Here is a 19,134-nt window from a genome sequence, read left to right on the forward strand (position 1 = left end):
TCATCCTTTTCTTATAATATAAAAAAGAAAGTCCATAATTATAATTCTCATAGACCTTCTTTATAATAAAAATTCATGAATGATTCCTGTAATTAACTTGTATAATTTTCTAATAACCTTATAAGCTCAACTTCACTATTAACAGTTATTCCTTCTTTTAACTTATTCATCAATTCTTCTTCCAAACCGCTAACAGGCGTTTCAATAACTTTTCTTAAATAGTCTTTTAATAGATCATTCAGTCTATCCTGCTTTAAATCAGATGAGTATTTTTCATCTTTCTTATAATCGTAAAATACTCCCATGACACCATTGTATTCTTTTAGAATATATTTACCACTTTGGTTTAATCTGTATAACTGCCATAATTTCTTTAGATTTTGTGACAGTTCCTCTTCACCATATACAATAATTCCATTATTGAGCTTTTCCTGTTCTTCCCAAACCAAATCATTGACCGGTATGTCAATTGTATCTCTTAGATATTCATCTAGTTCAATGTCTTCACCTTTATCTCTGTAATCATGAAATACTCCAATATTGGTATTATGTCTTTTAATAATATAATACTTATCAGAACGATCCTCAATTATTCTTCTTAGTATAACTTTTTCAGGAGAAAAAGCTATTAATTGAAATTCGGGATAGAACTCCTCCATTTGTTCTCTGGTCAAATTTATCATATAGTATGGTGGTTCAATCTCTTTTTCAATTTCTAATTTATCATCTAACGTATAATAATTTTGATATTCTATTCGTGTTGAAGACATAATCTTAGGCTCTTTCACAGTATCTACAGAAATTACATCCTCATTGTTTTTACTGCTTGCTATTGGTTCGATATCAGTTATTTTTTCTTTAATGTCTAAATAATTATCTCCTGAAATTAAATTTTCACTATTATCTTCTAAAACCTTATTTTTTATATTATCTTTTTCTATGTTATTATCAAGTACTATTTCATCATCTTGTTTATCCGTAATATCATCTTTGAAAATGTATCCATAAAATCTATTTACTGCAATAATACTTATAGCAATAATACAAATTACCGAAGCAATAACAAATATTTTCTTACTTCTCACCAAAATCACTCCTTACGAGTATTTTTGGTATAAGTATTTACAATAAGTATTAATTTTATACATATTTTAAAAATTTTTAATAAAATAAATTATTTCAATAATCTCATCTTAGTTAATAACCTAATTAGTGATTCACCTTTTGGTAATGAATATAATTCCTCTTTATCCAAACCTTTTAATTTTATTAACAATATTAGATATACACATGCTCCTACTAAAATTGATATCAATGTGGAGATTGTATTGCCTATTCTCATTGCGCCAAATAAAGTATAGACAATATTACAGCTTAACCCCATTACTAGTGCAGAAATAGTGGGAATTATATAAGTTTTCTTTATATCAAATTTCATCCTTGTATATTTCTTAATAGCTCTCATATTAAAGAACGCTGAACTAAATGCAAATATAATATTTGTGACTACGGCTCCTATTAGGTTAGTATCAAATGCATATAAAAGTATTACATTGAAAACTACTTTGATAAGCAATGATTTCACAGCACTTATTACAGGAACTCTTAATCTATCCATTCCTTGTAAAACCCCAATGGATATTGTTGATAAAGCAAAAAATACAACTGAAATTGAACCTATTTTAAGCAACAATGAAGCTTTTTCAAGATTGCTGATACCAAACAGCATTCTTATTATAGGTTCTGATAATATAAATATACCTACACATGATGGAATTGCTATGAACATGGTAAATCTAATAGCCATATTTATTTTTCTTTTAATCTGTTTTTTATCTTTCAATACTATTGATGTAGTAATACTTGGTATGGTAGCAGCAGCTAATGCTGATGCAATAGATACTGGTAAAGTAATAATAATCTTGTATTTACCATTTAGTATACCGTATAAAGTATCTGACATTTCTTGAGTATAATTGTGGAAACGAAGGGCATCATTAAACATAAACATATCTACTAAGTTAGTAAAATGAAAAGTTGCACTTCCAATTATAATAGGTACTGAAGTCATAACTACCAGTTTTCCAAAACTGAAATGAGTAATACTTGAGTCTGAATTACTATCTTTACGAACTCTTTTCAAGAACAATTTTCTTGACATGAAATAAATACCAATCAAGGTCAATAATCCTGCAAAAGCACCAATTCCTGTTCCTAATGTTCCACCAGCCGCTCCCCATTCATAACCCCTCGTAAATAAAATACTAGCTAGAACTATACTAAAAATAGCATTAAAAATCTGTTCTATGACTTGTGAAATAGCTGTAGGTATCATCGTATTCATGCCTTGGAAATATCCTCTTAAAACAGCCATAATTGAGAAAATAAGTAATGTTGGTGATAGAGCCTTAATAGCATATTGAGATTTTTCACTATAAACCAAATCAGCCAATAGTGACGAACCAAAAAACATGATACTTGCTGATATCAACCCTATAAGAAGTGCTATAAATAATGCAGATATAAATATCTTATGGGCTTCTTTATATTTTTTTACAGCCATTCTAGCAGATACAAGCTTAGATACAGCAGATGGAAGTCCATAGGATGATATAATCAATCCAAATGAGTATATATCAAATGCCTTACTATAGCATCCGATACCTTCCTCACCTATTGTATTTACTAATGGAATACGATAAGCAAATCCGATTAGCCTTACTATTATACCAGCAGAAGCTAGTATTGCACCCTGTACTGCTAAATTCCTGCCTTTTCTCTTTTGCTTCAAACTATTCATCTTTACACCTCAAAAAAAATATGTCTAATATATTTTATACTATAATTTTACATTTTTCAAATTAAGTTTACATTATAATTTATATAAGTTATGTAATTGTTAAAATAAACGAAGCTATAGTATCAGCTTATATTGTTGACTAATACTATAGCTTTTATATCAATTTTATTGATAATGATCAAAAAATTATAGTTATAATTCAAATCTTACAGGTAATAAATCTTCAACCATATATTCTCTAGTCTCTCCATTATTGTTTGCTAAGATAATTTTACCTTCTGGCATTAATTCAGCTAGTACCTGTCTACAGATACCACATGGAGGTGTGAAATCTCCACTTGAGCTAACTACTGCAATAGCTTCAAATTCTCTATCTCCCTCTGATACCGCCTTAAATAGCGCAGTCCTTTCAGCACAATTTGTTGCACCAAATGAAGCATTTTCTATATTACATCCAGTATAGATTTTACCACCTTTTGTAATAACAGCTGCTCCTACTTTAAATTTAGAGTATGGAACATATGCCATTTCTTTAGCTTTCATAGCTTCATTAACTAATTCGCTATAATTCATACAATATCATATCCTTTCATACATTTAACTTGAACATAGAATTTATTTAGTAAAAGTAATTTTACTTTTTCTATTCTTAGGAAATACTGATACCCAAGTCTTACCTTTGTTTAATTTTATTTCTTCACCATTCTCATTATAATATAATGTTGGTTTATAGTGAGATGGTTTCTTCCAAGTTATTTTCTGAGCTTTTCCATTAGTGATATAATATCCATCACCTGAAGTCACTAGAGTCATATCCATACAGCCATATATGTCACCTTTTATTGTCCATATGTTAGCAAATTGTATTATGATATTCTTATATTTCAATTGTTCCTCAGTTTCTCTATCTATATGCTTACCACCAAATTGGAATCTATAATATAACTTATCTTCTTCCTTATATTCAAACCATGGTTTTTGCTCATAATGAGAATATGGTAGATCTATATAAGTGGCTTCCATATCTGAAGTTAGATTGATTTCTTCTTCTGAAAACTTGAATTTTGCTTCAAAGTCTTCTTTATTTGTTTCTCTATAACCTACTTGTTTCCATGCTTTCAATAGCTTATCATAACTTGTATATGTACTATGCGGTCTAACTCTTGTAGGGTCTTGATAACACATAACTGCATCTAAACCTGATAATCCATCCATATGAGGAGAGTTCCATTCTTTGAACTTTTCTTTCGCATAAGTACTTTTACCGTAATGAACATAAATGGCATCATGGTCAAAAGCAAAATCCAAATAGTAATGCCTAGCACTTCTGACTGGACCAATTTTTTCTGCATCAAAATCTCTAAATATAGCATATAATCTTGTAATACCACCCTCAACAAGTGTTTCATATACTATGTCAGCCTGTGCAATACCACTTTGAGGCATAGCAGCTTTTAGATTGTTTATCATTATTCCAATTGGTCTTCTATTTGCTGCTTCCTCACTTATCCATAAACCAGTTAAAGTATTAATTACCTCACCTTCATGGTCGTTCACTACTTCTTCCACTTCTTGTGTTTCCTCATTATCCTCAATATCTGTTGAATCATTGTTTTCTTGTTCTTCACTATCTGTTATATTGGTTTCAGTCTGGTTATCTTCATTTATACTAGTATCAGATACTTTCTTCTTGCAACCTGTTACTGTAAACATTGTTAATATCATTACCATTATAATTACTTTTATCATTACTTTATTTAGTACTTTATTCATTTATTTCATACCCTTCTTTAGTAAAATTAAATTCCAAACTTATATTTATAAAATATATATCATATTTTAGGTATAAACAATATACATCCAATAATCACCGCACCAAAAGCAGCTAATAAAGTTGCACCCGCAGCAATATCTTTTGCGTATTTGCCTAACTGATTATATTTGTTACCACATACTAAATCTACTGTATACTCCACAGCAGTATTCAATAATTCAGTTATCATAACAATGAGTATGGTTATAACAAGTATTATATATTCCCACTTGGTAAAATTAAAATACCAAGCTAGCAACAATACAATAATCGTTGCTAAAACATGAAGTTTAAAATTTCGCTCAGTTTTAAATGCCTGAAATATACCTCTAAAGGCGCATTTAAAACTATCGGCTAAATGTCTGTTTTTCATCGTTTAAGACCTACTTCATTTAAGATTTGTTGTTGTTTTGCATTCATAACTTGTTCTTCCTCATTTATTATATGGTCATAACCCATTAAATGTAACATGCTATGAGCTGTTAAAAACCCAATTTCTCTTTCGATTGAATGTCCATATTCCTTAGCTTGTTCGCAAGCTCTCTCAAGTGATATTATTATATCACCTAACATAAGCTCTCCTGTATCAAGATCAAACCATTCGTCATTATCTTCATCAATTTCATCAAATTCACTTGGCTTTGTAAAATCTATTAATGGAAATGATAATACATCGGTCGGCTTGTCCATATCTCTATGTTCTCTATTGATTTTTCTTATTTCATCGTTATTAGTTATTGTTACGCTTACTTCTATTTCATATGGGCATTTTTCTTGGTCCAATGAGACAGCAATCACCTTATTTATTATATCTGCATATTCTTTACTAAAGTTTTGTTCGGTATCATTATTTATTATTATCGACAACTTCATTTCCTCCTATTTTGTTATCAGGATATTTTACCCTTTCATGGTATAATCCATTATACACCTTCATGAAAGAATTGCCAATAATAGGTAGTTCTTTTATTTTCAGATTACATTCATTCAATTGCCCTTCAGCAAATTTATTGTTTATAATCTCTTCTATACATTTTTCAATATTAGATAAATTTCTTTTGTTTTCTGGTAAAGACCTTATATAAGCTTCTGTACAATCAGCTAACATGATTATAGCAGCTTCATTTGTTTGTGGTTTTGGTCCAGAATATTTGAAGTCATTTTCATCTACATCAAAACCATCACTATTATCTTTTGCTTTAAAATAAAAGTATTTAACTAAAGTATCCCCTTGATGCTGCTTAATAATACTTCTAACTGCTTTTGGTAGATGATTTTCTATTGCAAGCTTAACTCCATATTCTACATGATTAATTATTATCTCAGCACTTGCAGCAGGGTCTAATTCATCATGAGGATTAACACCATCCTGATTCTCAGTAAAATACATAGGATTTTTTAATTTACCTATATCATGATATAGAGCTCCTGTTCTAGCTAATAATGCATCTGCACCAATATCATTAGCTGCTGTTTCAGCTAAATTAGATACCATTTGACTATGATGATATGTACCTGGAGCTTCTAATAATAATCTTTGTATTAGTTTTTGATCTGAATTAGTTAATTCTAGTAATTTTAATGGAGTAGAAACATCAAATAATGTTTCCCATAAAGGTAAACTACCTATAGTTATTATTACTGAGAATATTGAATTAAGAACACCATAAAATAAGTCAGTAACATTAAAATTAGAAAAACTACCGTTCTGATAGAGGTTTACAAGCACTACCAAGATTATATTAACAATACATAAATACCCTGATACGAAAACAATCTTGTTTCTTTTCTTAGCCTGGGTTATCACTAGGCAAGATAGTGTACCGGAAATTGTATAGAATAGAAAGAACTCTATACCGTTACCACTTACCAGTAAACCTACTATAGTCAATAAAATATTTGTCATAATTCCTAATCTGTTATCAATCATAATAGCTATCAGCATACCAGCTATTGGAATTGGTATAAGAAGATAAGGCAGTCTATTCATGGAAACTACAACAATCATCAATATTATATAAATACAAGTATAAAGTAATATCCTATTCTTGTGCTTAAATAAATCTTTATTAAAAAAGTATATATATACATATAACATTACAAATAATAGAATTACAAAACAGCCTACGCTCAATTTAATAAAGAAATCACTACTACCTAGTGCTATTACAGTTGATACCATTGTAGCTAATACCGCGAATATTGCTAGAAAAGTGATCAACAAACTTATCTTTGACCTATGATTCTCTTTGGTTTTCATATCTCTCCCCCATCTTATCGTTTAGTATTTTTGTTCTCATAATTTTCGTAAGCGTTTATTATTTTTTGAACTAATGGATGTCTTACAACATCTTTACTAGTCAAATTAGCTATTCCTATATCATTAATATTCTTAAGTATTCTAGAAGCTACTTCTAATCCGGATTTTTGACCCCCTGGTAAATCCTTCTGTGTTACATCACCTGTAATGACTGCTTTTGAATTGAATCCTATTCTTGTTAAAAACATTTTCATCTGAGCAGGTGTAGTGTTCTGAGCTTCATCTAATACTATAAAACTGTTATCAAGTGTTCTTCCTCTCATATAAGCCAAGGGAGCTACTTCTATCAGACCTTTCTCCATGTTTTTTAAGAATGTATCAGCTCCCATAATTTCATATAGAGCATCATATAAAGGTCTTAAATAAGGGTCTATCTTACTTTGCAAGTCACCAGGTAAGAATCCCAATTTTTCCCCAGCTTCTATCGCTGGTCTAGTAAGAATGATCCTATTGACTTCATTATTCTTGAATGCAGTTATAGCATTAGCCATTGCTAAATAAGTTTTACCTGTACCAGCTGGACCAATCCCAAATACAATCATTTTTTTTCTAATTAGATCAATATATTTTTTTTGACCTAATGTCTTAGGTCTTATGTGTTTACCTCCTGGGGTTACACATATCAGATCATCATTTAATTTACTCATTTCTTCTTCTTTTTGTTTTTCACATAATGCCAATGTATAATCAACATTTTGCTCTGTTATTTCTATATTCTTATTGGCAGTATCTATTAATTGTTTGATTACTCTATTTGCTATATTAACAGACTTCTGTTCGCCGATTATCTTAACTTCATTGTCTCTATTTATGATATTAACGCCTAATTTTTTTTCTATAATCTTAATATTATTATCATACTGTCCAAATACATTCACTATTATTTCATGGGGTATTTGAATCGTCTTCTCTAAAGTATTCTTCATATCCTTGCCTCCGCTCATTTTCATCAAAGTATTTTTTTTCACCAATTTTTTCAATTACTACTATGATTCCATCTGCAACTATTTTATCAGCCGATTCAATAATTTCAATTTCATTATTGACTATTTGCTTCTTAGAATCTTCTAGTTCTTTTAAATACCTTGTCATGTTTTCATTTATTATATTGGTTGCTTGTTCATTTGTATAAGTTTCTTCTATTAATTTGTATTCTTCATAAGACGTTTTGTGAGTACTTATTGGCAAATAAAAGTTGTCGAATAAACAAATTTCATCACATGTGGTTATTTTATCATAATTACTATATTCTATTCTAGGTTTAAATAAATTTATTTTAAAATTTAATATTTGTAATGCATTATCTTTCTTTTTATTATCAGTATATATCTTATTAACATACTTCAAATTAACTTCATCATGATACGGATAAATTGTTTTCATATATATGTCAGCATCAGAATGAGTAAATTCAATTGCTTTGATTTCTTCTAATTCTTTTATTTCTAATGTACCTGAAACCAGTACATCCCCTTCTTCTACAACATCTCCTTTTACTACCTTAGGAGAACCTGTTCTGGTTACAATAGAAACTATAACACCCTTTTTATTAGATAGAATATCACAAGGCTTACTTAAATCTTCAATTTTAATATTATTTCTACCCTCTTCAATTTGAATAAGTAATTTTGTTCCTGTCATCTCGCAAGTTACCCAATTGATATTACCGTAATTCTTAAGTAAGATTTTTTCTAATTCACTACACTTAACATCTTTTTTCCACATCCCAACAAAATGTGACTGAGTATTAAGGAATTTAATAAGATGTTCATCTGTATACATAGAATTACCTTCAATATCAATTTTCCATATAAATAAAGATAACAAAAAGACTATTGCCATACAAATGATCATTCCAAATAGGAATATCTTTCTTTTCCTAAAGATTAGAAATCTAAAAGGCAAACCTATTTTCCCAGTTATTCTCACCTTACATCCTGTTTTTTTAACTAGTGGACGTATTAATTTAAAACCTTTTGCACTAATATAAAGATTAAACCCATTATTAACACTTTTGACATTCCAAATATATATACCTCTATTAGCGCATAGGTTGATAAATCTCTCAGGTGAAAAACCACTTACATTTATAATAACATAGCCTCTTAGATATTTCCATATTTCAAGAAGCAAATGTCACCCTTCTTCCTCTTTTAATTTTTATATTATTGACTAATCTAATACTTGATTTTTTTTATTTGACCAGTTATCTTGATTTCTTCATCTGTAAGATATGTAATTAAGAAATGATTACCCTCTAATTCTATTAATCCATTTTTGGTTTTTATCTTTAAAAATTGCTCGTCATATTCCACTATCCCTTTATAATTCTCAATAAGCATTTCCCGTTTTCCAGTAAGAGTTATAATTGAATCCCCAAGTGCTACATCTCTAGGCACTTCTAATATTTCTGCTATATGAAATTTTTTATCATTATTTTTCTCTTTTTTCTTTTTACTAATTGTCATTCATCCTCTCACCTTGATAAGGGTATCCTCCAACTCATATTCCCCTCCTTTATACATAAATATGTTTATTTTATATCTAATATTCTATAAGTTGAATTAAAAAAACAATAAGATTGATTAGTAAAAAAACACACTAAAAAAGCTGTTGATAAATCAACAGCTTTATTTTAAGATATTTCTAATTATTTCACTTACCTTTTTATTATCTGCTTTACCTTGTACCTTTGGTATAATAGCAGACATTACTTTACCCATATCTTTCATTGAGGAAGCACCAACTTCTTCAATAGTTTTTTCAACTATAGAAGTTAATTCTTCATCAGATAATTGTTCGGGTAAATAAGACATCAAAATATTAATCTCTACTTTTAAGTCATCAACTAAATCTGTTCGGCCACTTTTTTCATATTCAGGAAGGCTCGACTTTCTCTTCTTTACCTGACTTGATATTATCTTAATAACATCATCATCAGATAATTCTACGTGATTGTCTTTTTCTTCCTGAAGAATGGCTGAGCGGACTAGCTGAATAGTGTTTTTACGTAAAGTGTCTTTTTCTTTCATTGCAGATTTCATATCCTGCAATAATTGAATTTTTAATGACATAAAATCATCCTCAATATAAGTTTAACTTAGAATTTGCGTTTTCTAGCAGCTTCGGATTTCTTTTTACGTTTTACGCTAGGTTTTTCATAATGTTCTCTCTTACGAATTTCCTGCATAATCCCTGCTTTTGCGCAACTTCTTTTAAATCTTCTGAGTGCACTATCTAGGGTTTCATTTTCTTTAATAACAATGTTTGACATAGCCAACTCCTACCTCCCTCCAGTTGCAATTTGTGCCTTACCTCACAACTATTGGGGTATTAATTATCTAGCACTATATTAGATTATATCATATTATAGAAATACGTCAATATGTTTTTTGAAAACTTAATAGTTATTATAATATATAATATAAATCAATATTTACCAAAATCCTGTTAATCCAAAGAAATAGTGTACTTATAGTTATTATAAATATAATCTTTATCTGTATAAGTTAATATATGTTTAATTGTGTTAGCTCTTGCATATTCAAGTCTATTTATACCATATTCGTTTATATCCAGATTGTATGAATCCATGTTGTCTAGAATCTCATCTACTGGTAATACTGCCAATTCTCTTGAGTTCCTAAAAGTACAAGTTGGGACAAAGGAAATACTTTTTATTTCTGCTCTATGATTATCTATCTTTTCAAAATTGATATCCATGATAACACTTACATCTGTCTGTGATGGATATTGTTTTGTATATCTCTGTGATGATAAAAAATTACCTAAAGAATAGATTACCACACCTTTTCTTGTAGAACCATCATCACACTTAATATCCCTAATCTCCAAGGGTTGCAAGACATGAGGATGGCTACCAATAATAACATCTGCACCAGCGTCAAATAATTTATCCACAATGTTCTTTTGATGGGAATTGGGATAATCAAAATATTCATTACCAAAATGAATTATTGTCACAACAAAATCAACGCCTGTTTTATCAGCCCTCTTTACCTCTGATATCATATCATCAATTTTATCTCTATCATACATTTCTAAAGTATTAATCAGATAAGGTTTATCCTTTGGTACATCAAATCCATTGGTCCCATATGTATACGCTAAAAATGCAAACTTCATATCATTTATATCCGTAGTAAATATTTCACTGGCTTCTTCTTCATTCCTATATGTTCCTACATGTGCCAGACCTTGCTCATCTAGAAAATCCAAAGTAGATATAACCCCTTCTGGCTTACTATCCAAAGAATGATTATTAGCTGTAGATAATAAATCAAAACCAGCTTTTTTCATATTATATGCTAATATTTCAGGGGTGTTGAAACATGGAAAACCATGATAACCTTTATATGTATTCTCAGGTCTAACATTCCTGCCTTTATTTCTTCCAGCTAATGTAGTCTCAAGATTCCCAATTGTATAATCAGAATGTCTTAGATAATCTTCTACATAACTAAATGAGTTAATGAAATCAAAACTATCAGTGTCTTTATCATAACCTCTATATAGCTGCCACTTGTGAAACATTATATCACCAACAGCTGTTAATGTCACATTATTAATCTTATGATTCACTAAAGATTTATCTATCATATTTTCTGCTATATCCATATTGATTCTTGATGCAATCTTATCATTATCATATTTTACAATATATGAATTACTAGAACAACCACTAAGCAATATTACAATAATTACAGCCATACTAATTTTTCTTATCTTCATGAATATCCCTTCATTCCATATGTATATTAAAACTTCATTTTTACAGATTTAATAATTATTCAAAACTAACTTGTAAGTATACCTATTTTAAGTAAAGCCTAGTATATTTATTTGATCTATACTAGGCTTTATCTATTTAATCGAGTATATCATTTTATTTGAGTTTTTAATACATCTTTTGCTTTTTCTAAAGCTTCTACTATCTTTTCAGGATTTTTACCACCTGCTTGTGCCATATTTGGACGGCCACCACCACCGCCACCAACAACACCTGCTACTTCTCTAATTAAGTTACCTGCATGTGCTCCTTTTTTAATGGCTTCGTCAGTTGCCATAACAACCAAATTAACTTTACTTCCTTTGGATGTTATTAATACTATTACACCTTCACCAAGTTTTTGCTTCAAGCTATCTCCAAGATTTCTTAATCCATTCATATCTTGGTCTTCAATATTTGCAGCTAGTAGTTTGACTCCATCTATTTCTACAACATTATTTAATAGATCATCAGCAGCACCTTTTGAAAGTTTTGCTTTCAATTTTTCATTTTCTTGTTTAACTTTCTTATTGTCTTCCATTAACTGTTCTGTCTTCTTGATGAGCATTGAAGGTTCAGCTTTTAGTAATTTCGAAAAATCTTTTATCAATGATTCTAAATTCTTATAGTAGTTGATAGCGTTATTGGATGTTAATGCTTCTATTCTTCTAACACCTGCAGCAACCCCTGTTTCAGAAACAATCTTGAATGTTCCAGCTTCAGAAGTATTTGATATATGTGTACCACCACATAATTCAACACTATAGTCATCCATGTTGACAACTCTAACTTTTGAACCGTATTTTTCTCCAAATAATGCCATAGCTCCTAGTTTTTTAGCTTCCTCAATAGACATTTCTTTCGTTACTATATTAAGTCCTTCCATGATCTTTGAGTTAACTTCATCTTCTACACGTCTTATTTCATCTTCTGTCAATGGTTGAAAATGAGTAAAGTCAAAACGCAATTTATCATGAGTTACATGAGAACCAGCTTGTTCAACATGATTTCCTAATACATTTCTTAATGCTTTTTGCAATAAGTGAGTAGCACTATGATTTTTAGCTGTAGCTCTACGATTGATTTCATCAACAATCAACTCTGCTTCTTGATTAACCTCAATAGTTCCTTCTACAACTATTCCTACATGACCTGTTTTATTTCCCATTATCTTAACTACATCTTCAACTTCAAATTTACCTGTTTCAGTTGTAATGTATCCTATATCAGCCACTTGTCCACCACTGGTAGCATAAAATGGTGTCTCTTCAACGAATATAGTTCCTTTTGTACCTTCCTGTAGTACATTTCGGATTTCTTTTTCATCAGTTAAGACTTTTACCATAGAACTATATTTAATATTGTCATATCCAACAAATTTAGATTCTAATGAAGCATCTAATTTATTATATACAGTTTCTTCTGCACCCATATAATTACTTTCAGCTCTTGCTTCACGTGCTCTTGTTTTTTGTTTATCCATTTCTACATTAAAACCCTCTTCATCAACAAGTAGATTACTTTCTTCAAGAATCTCTTTTGTTAAATCAATAGGGAAACCGTAAGTATCATATAATTTGAATGCTTTTTCTCCAGATAGCCTCTTATTGCCTTCTTTTTCTAATTCATCAATATAAGTTTTTAATATACCTAGACCTTGATCTATTGTTTCATTGAATCTATCTTCTTCTACTGTTATTATCTTAGTAATATAATCTTTCTTTTCTTCTAATTCAGGATAAGCTTCTTTGGAAACTTCAATAACTGTTTCACATAGCTTAGCTAAGAATTTGCCTTCTATACCTAAAAGTTTACCATGTCTAGCGGCTCTTCTTAATAATCTTCTAAGAACATATCCTCTGCCCTCGTTAGATGGTAATATACCATCAGAAATCATAAAACTTACTGAACGAATATGATCAGTGATAAGTCTTATGGATATATCATTCTGTGGGTATTCTTTATATTTAACATTAGCCATATCACAAACTTTTTGTAATAAAGCCTGTATTGTATCTATATCAAATATTGAATCTACCTCCTGCATTAAAAGGGCAAGTCTTTCAAGCCCCATTCCTGTATCTATATTAGGGAAATCAAGAGGAACATACTGACCGTCTTCAGTTTTTTCAAATTGAGTAAATACTAGATTCCAGAATTCCATGAATCTGTCACAGTCACAACCTACTTTACAATCTGGTGAACCGCAACCATGTTCCACGCCACGATCATAATGAATCTCTGAACATGGACCACATGGACCTGTACCATGCTCCCAGAAGTTATCTTCTTTTCCTAATCGTATTATTCTATCCTTAGGCAAACCAATTTTTTCATGCCATATTTTTTCTGCTTCATCATCTTCCAAATATATAGATACATATAATTTGTCTTCTGGTAATTCAAGTACTTTTGTGACAAATTCCCATGCCCACTCTATAGCTTCTTCTTTAAAATAATCACCAAATGAGAAATTACCAAGCATTTCAAAAAAAGTACCATGTCTCTGAGTTTTTCCTACATTCTCTATATCACCTGTACGAATACATTTTTGACAAGTAGTAACTCTTTTACTTGGTGGTACTTCCTGACCAGTAAAATAAGGTTTTAATGGTGTCATACCTGCATTTATTAATAATAAACTTTTATCGTTTTTAGGAACTAATGGAAAACTGTTCATTTTAAGATGATTTTTGCTTTCAAAAAATTCAAGATACATTTTCCTAAGTTCGTTTAAACCGTACTTTTTCATTGTTTCTTTTTCCTCCATTCAGCTATTAAAAAAAAATCCTCGTTTTCTTACGAGGTACACATTTCTCTTTTTAAAATTATAATTAAATGCCCTACTTTTGTCAATACTACCCTTTATAAAAACTGTAAAATGATATTATTTTTTTAACTGATCATATTTACCTTTTAATTCTTGTCTATACTCTTTAGGTAATTGGTGCCATCTAACATCCTTTATTGCTCCTTCTAGAGCATATAGTTTATTGTAACAGGTGTCACCATGTATGCTTAATCTGATTATAGCATCAATACTACCAATCTCTTTTAATTCTTCAGCAGTTTGTATGCCAATATCATTTAATTCCTTTTCAAGTGTTTTTCCTATATTGGGTAATTCTGATAATCTCATTCTAGTGCGCTTCCTTTCATTATATATTATAAAATCATTTGCCATTTGATTTGACTTTTCTATGTTTAATAACGCTTTTCATCCTATAATTTGCCCATTCATCTCCAACAAATCTAATTATATCACTTATATTTAATCTAAAAACCAGTTCACGCTTAATAATTATCCAAATAATAAGTATAATTTCAGCAATAATCAAATATATATCTTTCAAATCCAATACTAGTAAACCTTTTACACAGATATAATCCAAACTTCCAGACCATAAAAATTTATCAAATAGAGAACAAATACATCCTGCAATTAATAGATTCAATCCTAGTACCAATAATCTTAGGTTAGTGTTATTAGCCAATATATATTTGTAGATTATAATTAAAACCAATAGAACTAGACTAATTAATATGATATGAGTTTGTAAACTCATATCTATACCAAAAGTGCTATTTACATATGAATAATCTTTATTTAACATTGGTTTAATAGCTATTTTATTACTTATATCATAATAATTATCAATCCAATAAGTGTTTATTAATATCTTAATAATCTGGTCGAATAAAATAAAAATAATAATTAATATTAGATTTTTATACTTAGAAAAATGTAGCATGATAACTACTCCCTATACATTTATACTATGTAGAAAATAATTTAGGGTAATCAACTGTCATCTTGTTTTTTGATAAACTTTTTGTTACATTCATTTACTAAAAAGCAATCCAATATCCTAATAAAGCAGTAATTATGTTTGCAATAATAGTATATCTTAACAGGTAATTCTTACTCTCGTATCTACAAAACTTCTTATAAATATTATACTCAATAAATATAATACTAATCTCTAGAATCAAAAAAACTATAATTGAATATTGCCTTAAAAATGTATAATATGATGCCACAAATAAGACATTTAGATATATCTGTGTTAATATATTAGCTAAAATAACAGGTGTTTTTCTTTTAATTAATTTAAAATATCTTAATACTATCAATTCTACAATAAGTGTTAGTAAAAGTCTAAGTATAAAACTAAAAGTTATATTAAAATTATGATAATAAATAAAACTTTTACTCATCCTCTGTAGCTCATTTTTCTTATAATCATAAACAGCAGATGCAAAAAAATTATTGGACTTAATTTTGTTTGATACCTGTATATTCCCTTGAGCATCCTCATATATAACTTTAAACTCATGAGGAACTTTGTAACCAAAGGAATGTTTATAACTATTGAACTCATTATCTGTCCCTTGTAAAGAACCATGAACCATTTTTGAATGAACACAAGCAGCTCTGTATCCATCATTTTTATATTGATACAATTTCAGATGCTCCCATTTAGTATCACGTTCTTCATAATCAAAAATAAACTCTCCAAATCCAGATTTTTCATCTACTAAAAGGTCAAGGTAATAGTCATCATTTGGACTATTGATAACGTATATGGTCAAAGATGGCTTTGGTCCAGCATCTGCATTAACAACAATACTACTATTTATTATAATGAACATTAATAATATGATTTTACTGATATTTTTATATTTATTAGATTTCATATAACGCCCCCTCAATATATTGTATCAATTAAAAGAGGATTTAACAAATATTATTAAAATCAATTAATTTTAATATTGATTCGTCAATTGCTCGACCCACCTATAACAGCTTTCTAATTGTTCATCACTTATTTTGTCTGATCTATGTTCAAACAATATTTTATAATCCTTGTTATATTCATTTATCAACCTAAAATATTTTCTTACATCTGCCCAACCATCACTAGTCTTTAATTCTGGTAATGCAGGATAATGGTTATTATTCCTGTTATCACATAATCGACCATTAGATAGATGAATGACTTCTGCATACTTTGCATACTTCTCTATTATAGGGTAAGGGTCAAAATTATTATCCATTATATCCTGTAAATGTAATCTAGCAATATCTAGACATAACCTTATTGAAGGATATCTATCCAATAATTCTGTTAAAATATTATTTTCAACAACATATTTATTAAGTGCATCAAACTCTAGAACTGGAATAAAATCTAATTCTTCAGCCTTAGTAGATAGATACTTAAATAACTCTTGTGTTTGACACACAAACTCATCATAAGTATACTCAGAATCATATACATATTCAGACTCATCTGCAAACCTCCAATTACTCCAATCCACCTTAGGATCTAGAATAACAGGTTTAGGATAATGAAATAAAATATAATGAGGATCAAATTTCTCACATATATATGTTATTTCCTCTTCCACATATTCATAGGAATCTTTTTTATTATTCATATCATTTGACATGAATTGAGGATCTCTGAATTTCCATTTACCGCTTCTCAAAGGGAAATGAACACATACATTAAAATTATCCTCATGAGATACTTTAATCAATCTATCTATATCCTCTCCCTTATCTATCATACATGCTTCTACACCATAAAATCCTTCTCTGAAATCTCTCTCTTGTTTATCTTCATCAAATATTCCAAAATGTCCTGTTAAGAATCTTTCCATAGTTCCTCCCCTGTTATGGTAACTTGTAATCAATAATTAAATAAGCTAAGCTGAACCTGCCTAGAATTAGCTTTGTAAGCACTAATAATATCACTCATCCTATATAATATATTATAATCCTTACAAGATTTTTGAAATGCATTCCATAACTTTTTATAATTACTACTGCTACACCTATATCTATTACCATATTGTTTAATATATTTTTCCTTTATACCTGGAAAATGTTCATCTAACTTATCATAGTAATAACACCTTTGATTCTGTCGTAATGTCACACCAAAATAAGGATAGATGAATTTTACTCCTGCTTCATGTGCCCTATCAACAATTGATTTAATATTTTCTTCAGTATCGTTAATAAAGGGTAAAACTGGCATTAGAAGAATTCCAGTAAATATACCATTTTCAGCTAGGGTCGCTAAAGCCTCAAATCTTTTTGACGATACATTAACATTAGGTTCAATTATCTTACTTAAATCATCATCAGCAGTTGTTATAGTCAGTATCATACATACTGGAGAATGCCTATTTATATCTTGTATAACATCTATATCTCTAGTTATCAAAGAACTTTTTGTGGCTATTACTATACCAAAACCATATGCATTTATTAATTCTAGAGCATTTCTAGTAAGTAACATATCCTTTTCATAAGGATTATAGGGGTCACTCATCCCTCCACAACCTATTACTCCCTTTTTTACTTTTCTCCTTAATTGATCTCTAATAATTTCTAATGCATTTTCTTTAGCCTTTACTTCACTGAAATTATCAATATGATAACATTCGCTTCTAGAATCACAATAGATACACCCATGATTACAGCCTCTATATATATTCATATTGTATTCATAACCAAACCAATAATCAGGTTTTTTAGTCTTAGTTATAATTGTTCTAGCTTGTACAAAATCCATTTTATTTTCCCTCTAGCTCTTCAATAATTTTAGTGAACTTTTTCTCAGCTGTTAATTCTTGAGTTATAAATATACCTCTATAAAATAAAGAATAAATTGTAAATGGTGATGGACATTTTCTTGCTTCTTCTTTACTATCAACAAGTATTGCCTCATATTTTATACCATGTTCTTGGCTAATATTACTTTGTAGATTTATATAATAATTCATATACGGGCATTGATTGGAATAATATACTTTGAATCCACCATTATCATCACATATACCTTCTTTTGCTGTGCCAATAAATTTGGGTTTATCGGCATTATCATCAAAAGTTATATATAATAATTCAAAATAAGGATGTGCTGTATCAATGACCTGAAGACCATGTTTAACAAAAAACTTTTTATCTGAAACAAAGGGTCTTTTTTTATCACTGCAAAGTACCACTATTCCCTTTTTGCTTTTTTCCCTGCTATCTTGTATACATTTATCTAACAGTTTTTTACCATAGCCGCATCCTTTATATTTACCTGATACCCAAAAACAATTAATAACCATGTAGTCATCAGCTATTATTGGCAAATAAGCAATCTCTGAAGGACAGTATTCAATAAATACTTTACCTCTAACATCAAGTTTAGTAAAGACATATCCTTTTTCAATCTGTTCTGCTAACCACTTTTTCTTAGCTTTATATCCTTCAATTGATTTTTTATCTGAAATTGCACAACATATATGCTCATCTTCAATATTATTGCTTGTTAAAGTTATAAAATCCATTATACATCCTCCTTGATTATATCATATGTTCATTATACAATGTTTAATATGACATCAGT

General features: G+C 29.3%; 20 protein-coding genes. All 20 read right to left on the reverse strand.

All coding sequences use genetic code 11. The annotated features are described in order from the left end of the window. Positions 1–92 precede the first annotated feature (92 nt). On the reverse strand, positions 93–1,085 hold the full coding sequence (locus AACQ14_RS13435; protein WP_339364091.1) for a hypothetical protein: 993 nt from the start codon (positions 1,083–1,085) through the stop codon (positions 93–95). Between the two features lie 89 nt (positions 1,086–1,174). After that, positions 1,175–2,800, reverse strand: coding sequence for a putative polysaccharide biosynthesis protein (locus tag AACQ14_RS13440; protein WP_339364092.1), 1,626 nt, complete (start codon positions 2,798–2,800; stop codon positions 1,175–1,177). Between the two features lie 192 nt (positions 2,801–2,992). Then, on the reverse strand, positions 2,993–3,373 hold the full coding sequence (locus tag AACQ14_RS13445) for a cytidine deaminase (protein WP_339364093.1): 381 nt from the start codon (positions 3,371–3,373) through the stop codon (positions 2,993–2,995). A 42-nt stretch (positions 3,374–3,415) separates the two neighbouring features. Further along, positions 3,416–4,573, reverse strand: coding sequence for a DUF3048 domain-containing protein (locus tag AACQ14_RS13450; RefSeq protein ID WP_339364094.1), 1,158 nt, complete (start codon positions 4,571–4,573; stop codon positions 3,416–3,418). 59 nt (positions 4,574–4,632) lie between these two features. After that, a complete protein-coding gene (locus AACQ14_RS13455; protein WP_339364095.1) occupies positions 4,633–4,986 on the reverse strand; it encodes a diacylglycerol kinase in 354 nt (117 codons plus the stop codon). Next, entirely contained in the window at positions 4,983–5,480 is a 498-nt protein-coding gene (gene ybeY, locus AACQ14_RS13460) for an rRNA maturation RNase YbeY (protein ID WP_339364096.1), read from the reverse strand. The genes AACQ14_RS13455 and ybeY overlap by 4 nt, the downstream gene beginning before the upstream one ends. Next, the gene (locus AACQ14_RS13465; RefSeq protein WP_339364097.1) at positions 5,461–6,873 is read right to left on the reverse strand and encodes an HD family phosphohydrolase; all 1,413 of its coding nucleotides are present in this window, start codon (positions 6,871–6,873) and stop codon (positions 5,461–5,463) included. The genes ybeY and AACQ14_RS13465 overlap by 20 nt, the downstream gene beginning before the upstream one ends. Before the next feature lie 14 nt (positions 6,874–6,887). Beyond that, positions 6,888–7,859 carry a PhoH family protein gene (locus tag AACQ14_RS13470; RefSeq protein WP_339364098.1) on the reverse strand — a complete coding sequence of 324 codons (972 nt, stop codon included), beginning with the start codon at positions 7,857–7,859 and terminating at the stop codon, positions 6,888–6,890. Continuing rightward, positions 7,819–9,066 (reverse strand): sporulation protein YqfD, encoded by a 1,248-nt coding sequence (yqfD, locus tag AACQ14_RS13475; RefSeq protein ID WP_339364099.1) that lies wholly within the window; start codon positions 9,064–9,066, stop codon positions 7,819–7,821. The genes AACQ14_RS13470 and yqfD overlap by 41 nt, the downstream gene beginning before the upstream one ends. Before the next feature lie 44 nt (positions 9,067–9,110). After that, the gene (locus AACQ14_RS13480) at positions 9,111–9,401 is read right to left on the reverse strand and encodes a YabP/YqfC family sporulation protein (protein WP_339364100.1); all 291 of its coding nucleotides are present in this window, start codon (positions 9,399–9,401) and stop codon (positions 9,111–9,113) included. Positions 9,402–9,563: 162 nt separating this feature from the next. Then, the gene (locus AACQ14_RS13485) at positions 9,564–10,007 is read right to left on the reverse strand and encodes a GatB/YqeY domain-containing protein (RefSeq protein WP_339364101.1); all 444 of its coding nucleotides are present in this window, start codon (positions 10,005–10,007) and stop codon (positions 9,564–9,566) included. Between the two features lie 26 nt (positions 10,008–10,033). Continuing rightward, complete coding sequence (gene rpsU, locus AACQ14_RS13490; protein WP_113675675.1) at positions 10,034–10,207, reverse strand: 30S ribosomal protein S21; 174 nt, start codon at positions 10,205–10,207, stop codon at positions 10,034–10,036. Between the two features lie 176 nt (positions 10,208–10,383). After that, the gene (locus AACQ14_RS13495; RefSeq protein ID WP_339364102.1) at positions 10,384–11,685 is read right to left on the reverse strand and encodes a CapA family protein; all 1,302 of its coding nucleotides are present in this window, start codon (positions 11,683–11,685) and stop codon (positions 10,384–10,386) included. Between the two features lie 149 nt (positions 11,686–11,834). Next, the gene (gene alaS / locus AACQ14_RS13500) at positions 11,835–14,474 is read right to left on the reverse strand and encodes an alanine--tRNA ligase (protein ID WP_339364103.1); all 2,640 of its coding nucleotides are present in this window, start codon (positions 14,472–14,474) and stop codon (positions 11,835–11,837) included. Between the two features lie 135 nt (positions 14,475–14,609). Beyond that, positions 14,610–14,861 carry a TfoX/Sxy family protein gene (locus AACQ14_RS13505; protein ID WP_113674928.1) on the reverse strand — a complete coding sequence of 84 codons (252 nt, stop codon included), beginning with the start codon at positions 14,859–14,861 and terminating at the stop codon, positions 14,610–14,612. Positions 14,862–14,895: 34 nt separating this feature from the next. After that, positions 14,896–15,474 carry a signal peptidase II gene (locus AACQ14_RS13510; RefSeq protein WP_339364104.1) on the reverse strand — a complete coding sequence of 193 codons (579 nt, stop codon included), beginning with the start codon at positions 15,472–15,474 and terminating at the stop codon, positions 14,896–14,898. 97 nt (positions 15,475–15,571) lie between these two features. Next, positions 15,572–16,420 carry a hypothetical protein gene (locus AACQ14_RS13515; RefSeq protein ID WP_339364105.1) on the reverse strand — a complete coding sequence of 283 codons (849 nt, stop codon included), beginning with the start codon at positions 16,418–16,420 and terminating at the stop codon, positions 15,572–15,574. Between the two features lie 69 nt (positions 16,421–16,489). Then, the gene (locus tag AACQ14_RS13520) at positions 16,490–17,389 is read right to left on the reverse strand and encodes a hypothetical protein (RefSeq protein WP_339364106.1); all 900 of its coding nucleotides are present in this window, start codon (positions 17,387–17,389) and stop codon (positions 16,490–16,492) included. A gap of 29 nt (positions 17,390–17,418) precedes the next feature. Next, complete coding sequence (locus AACQ14_RS13525) at positions 17,419–18,309, reverse strand: SPL family radical SAM protein (protein ID WP_339364107.1); 891 nt, start codon at positions 18,307–18,309, stop codon at positions 17,419–17,421. Between the two features lies 1 nt (position 18,310). After that, entirely contained in the window at positions 18,311–19,075 is a 765-nt protein-coding gene (locus tag AACQ14_RS13530; RefSeq protein ID WP_339364108.1) for an N-acetyltransferase, read from the reverse strand. Between the last annotated feature and the right edge of the window lie 59 nt (positions 19,076–19,134).

The organism is Vallitalea maricola (assembly GCF_036985595.1).
GTDB lineage: Bacteria > Bacillota > Clostridia > Lachnospirales > Vallitaleaceae > Vallitalea > Vallitalea maricola.

Bases quoted from the DNA above. Each gene is read 5' to 3' on its own strand.
- AACQ14_RS13495 (WP_339364102.1), bottom strand. From the start codon at position 11,685: ATGAAGATAAGAAAAATTAGTATGGCTGTAATTATTGTAATATTGCTT.
- AACQ14_RS13525 (WP_339364107.1), bottom strand. From the start codon at position 18,309: ATGGATTTTGTACAAGCTAGAACAATTATAACTAAGACTAAAAAACCT.
- rpsU (WP_113675675.1), bottom strand. From the start codon at position 10,207: ATGTCAAACATTGTTATTAAAGAAAATGAAACCCTAGATAGTGCACTC.
- AACQ14_RS13455 (WP_339364095.1), bottom strand. From the start codon at position 4,986: ATGAAAAACAGACATTTAGCCGATAGTTTTAAATGCGCCTTTAGAGGT.
- AACQ14_RS13440 (WP_339364092.1), bottom strand. From the start codon at position 2,800: ATGAATAGTTTGAAGCAAAAGAGAAAAGGCAGGAATTTAGCAGTACAG.
- AACQ14_RS13510 (WP_339364104.1), bottom strand. From the start codon at position 15,474: ATGCTACATTTTTCTAAGTATAAAAATCTAATATTAATTATTATTTTT.
- AACQ14_RS13520 (WP_339364106.1), bottom strand. From the start codon at position 17,389: ATGGAAAGATTCTTAACAGGACATTTTGGAATATTTGATGAAGATAAA.
- AACQ14_RS13450 (WP_339364094.1), bottom strand. From the start codon at position 4,573: ATGAATAAAGTACTAAATAAAGTAATGATAAAAGTAATTATAATGGTA.
- AACQ14_RS13445 (WP_339364093.1), bottom strand. From the start codon at position 3,373: ATGAATTATAGCGAATTAGTTAATGAAGCTATGAAAGCTAAAGAAATG.
- AACQ14_RS13505 (WP_113674928.1), bottom strand. From the start codon at position 14,861: ATGAGATTATCAGAATTACCCAATATAGGAAAAACACTTGAAAAGGAA.
- AACQ14_RS13465 (WP_339364097.1), bottom strand. From the start codon at position 6,873: ATGAAAACCAAAGAGAATCATAGGTCAAAGATAAGTTTGTTGATCACT.
- AACQ14_RS13485 (WP_339364101.1), bottom strand. From the start codon at position 10,007: ATGTCATTAAAAATTCAATTATTGCAGGATATGAAATCTGCAATGAAA.
- AACQ14_RS13515 (WP_339364105.1), bottom strand. From the start codon at position 16,420: ATGAAATCTAATAAATATAAAAATATCAGTAAAATCATATTATTAATG.
- AACQ14_RS13530 (WP_339364108.1), bottom strand. From the start codon at position 19,075: ATGGATTTTATAACTTTAACAAGCAATAATATTGAAGATGAGCATATA.
- AACQ14_RS13470 (WP_339364098.1), bottom strand. From the start codon at position 7,859: ATGAAGAATACTTTAGAGAAGACGATTCAAATACCCCATGAAATAATA.
- AACQ14_RS13480 (WP_339364100.1), bottom strand. From the start codon at position 9,401: ATGACAATTAGTAAAAAGAAAAAAGAGAAAAATAATGATAAAAAATTT.
- alaS (WP_339364103.1), bottom strand. From the start codon at position 14,474: ATGAAAAAGTACGGTTTAAACGAACTTAGGAAAATGTATCTTGAATTT.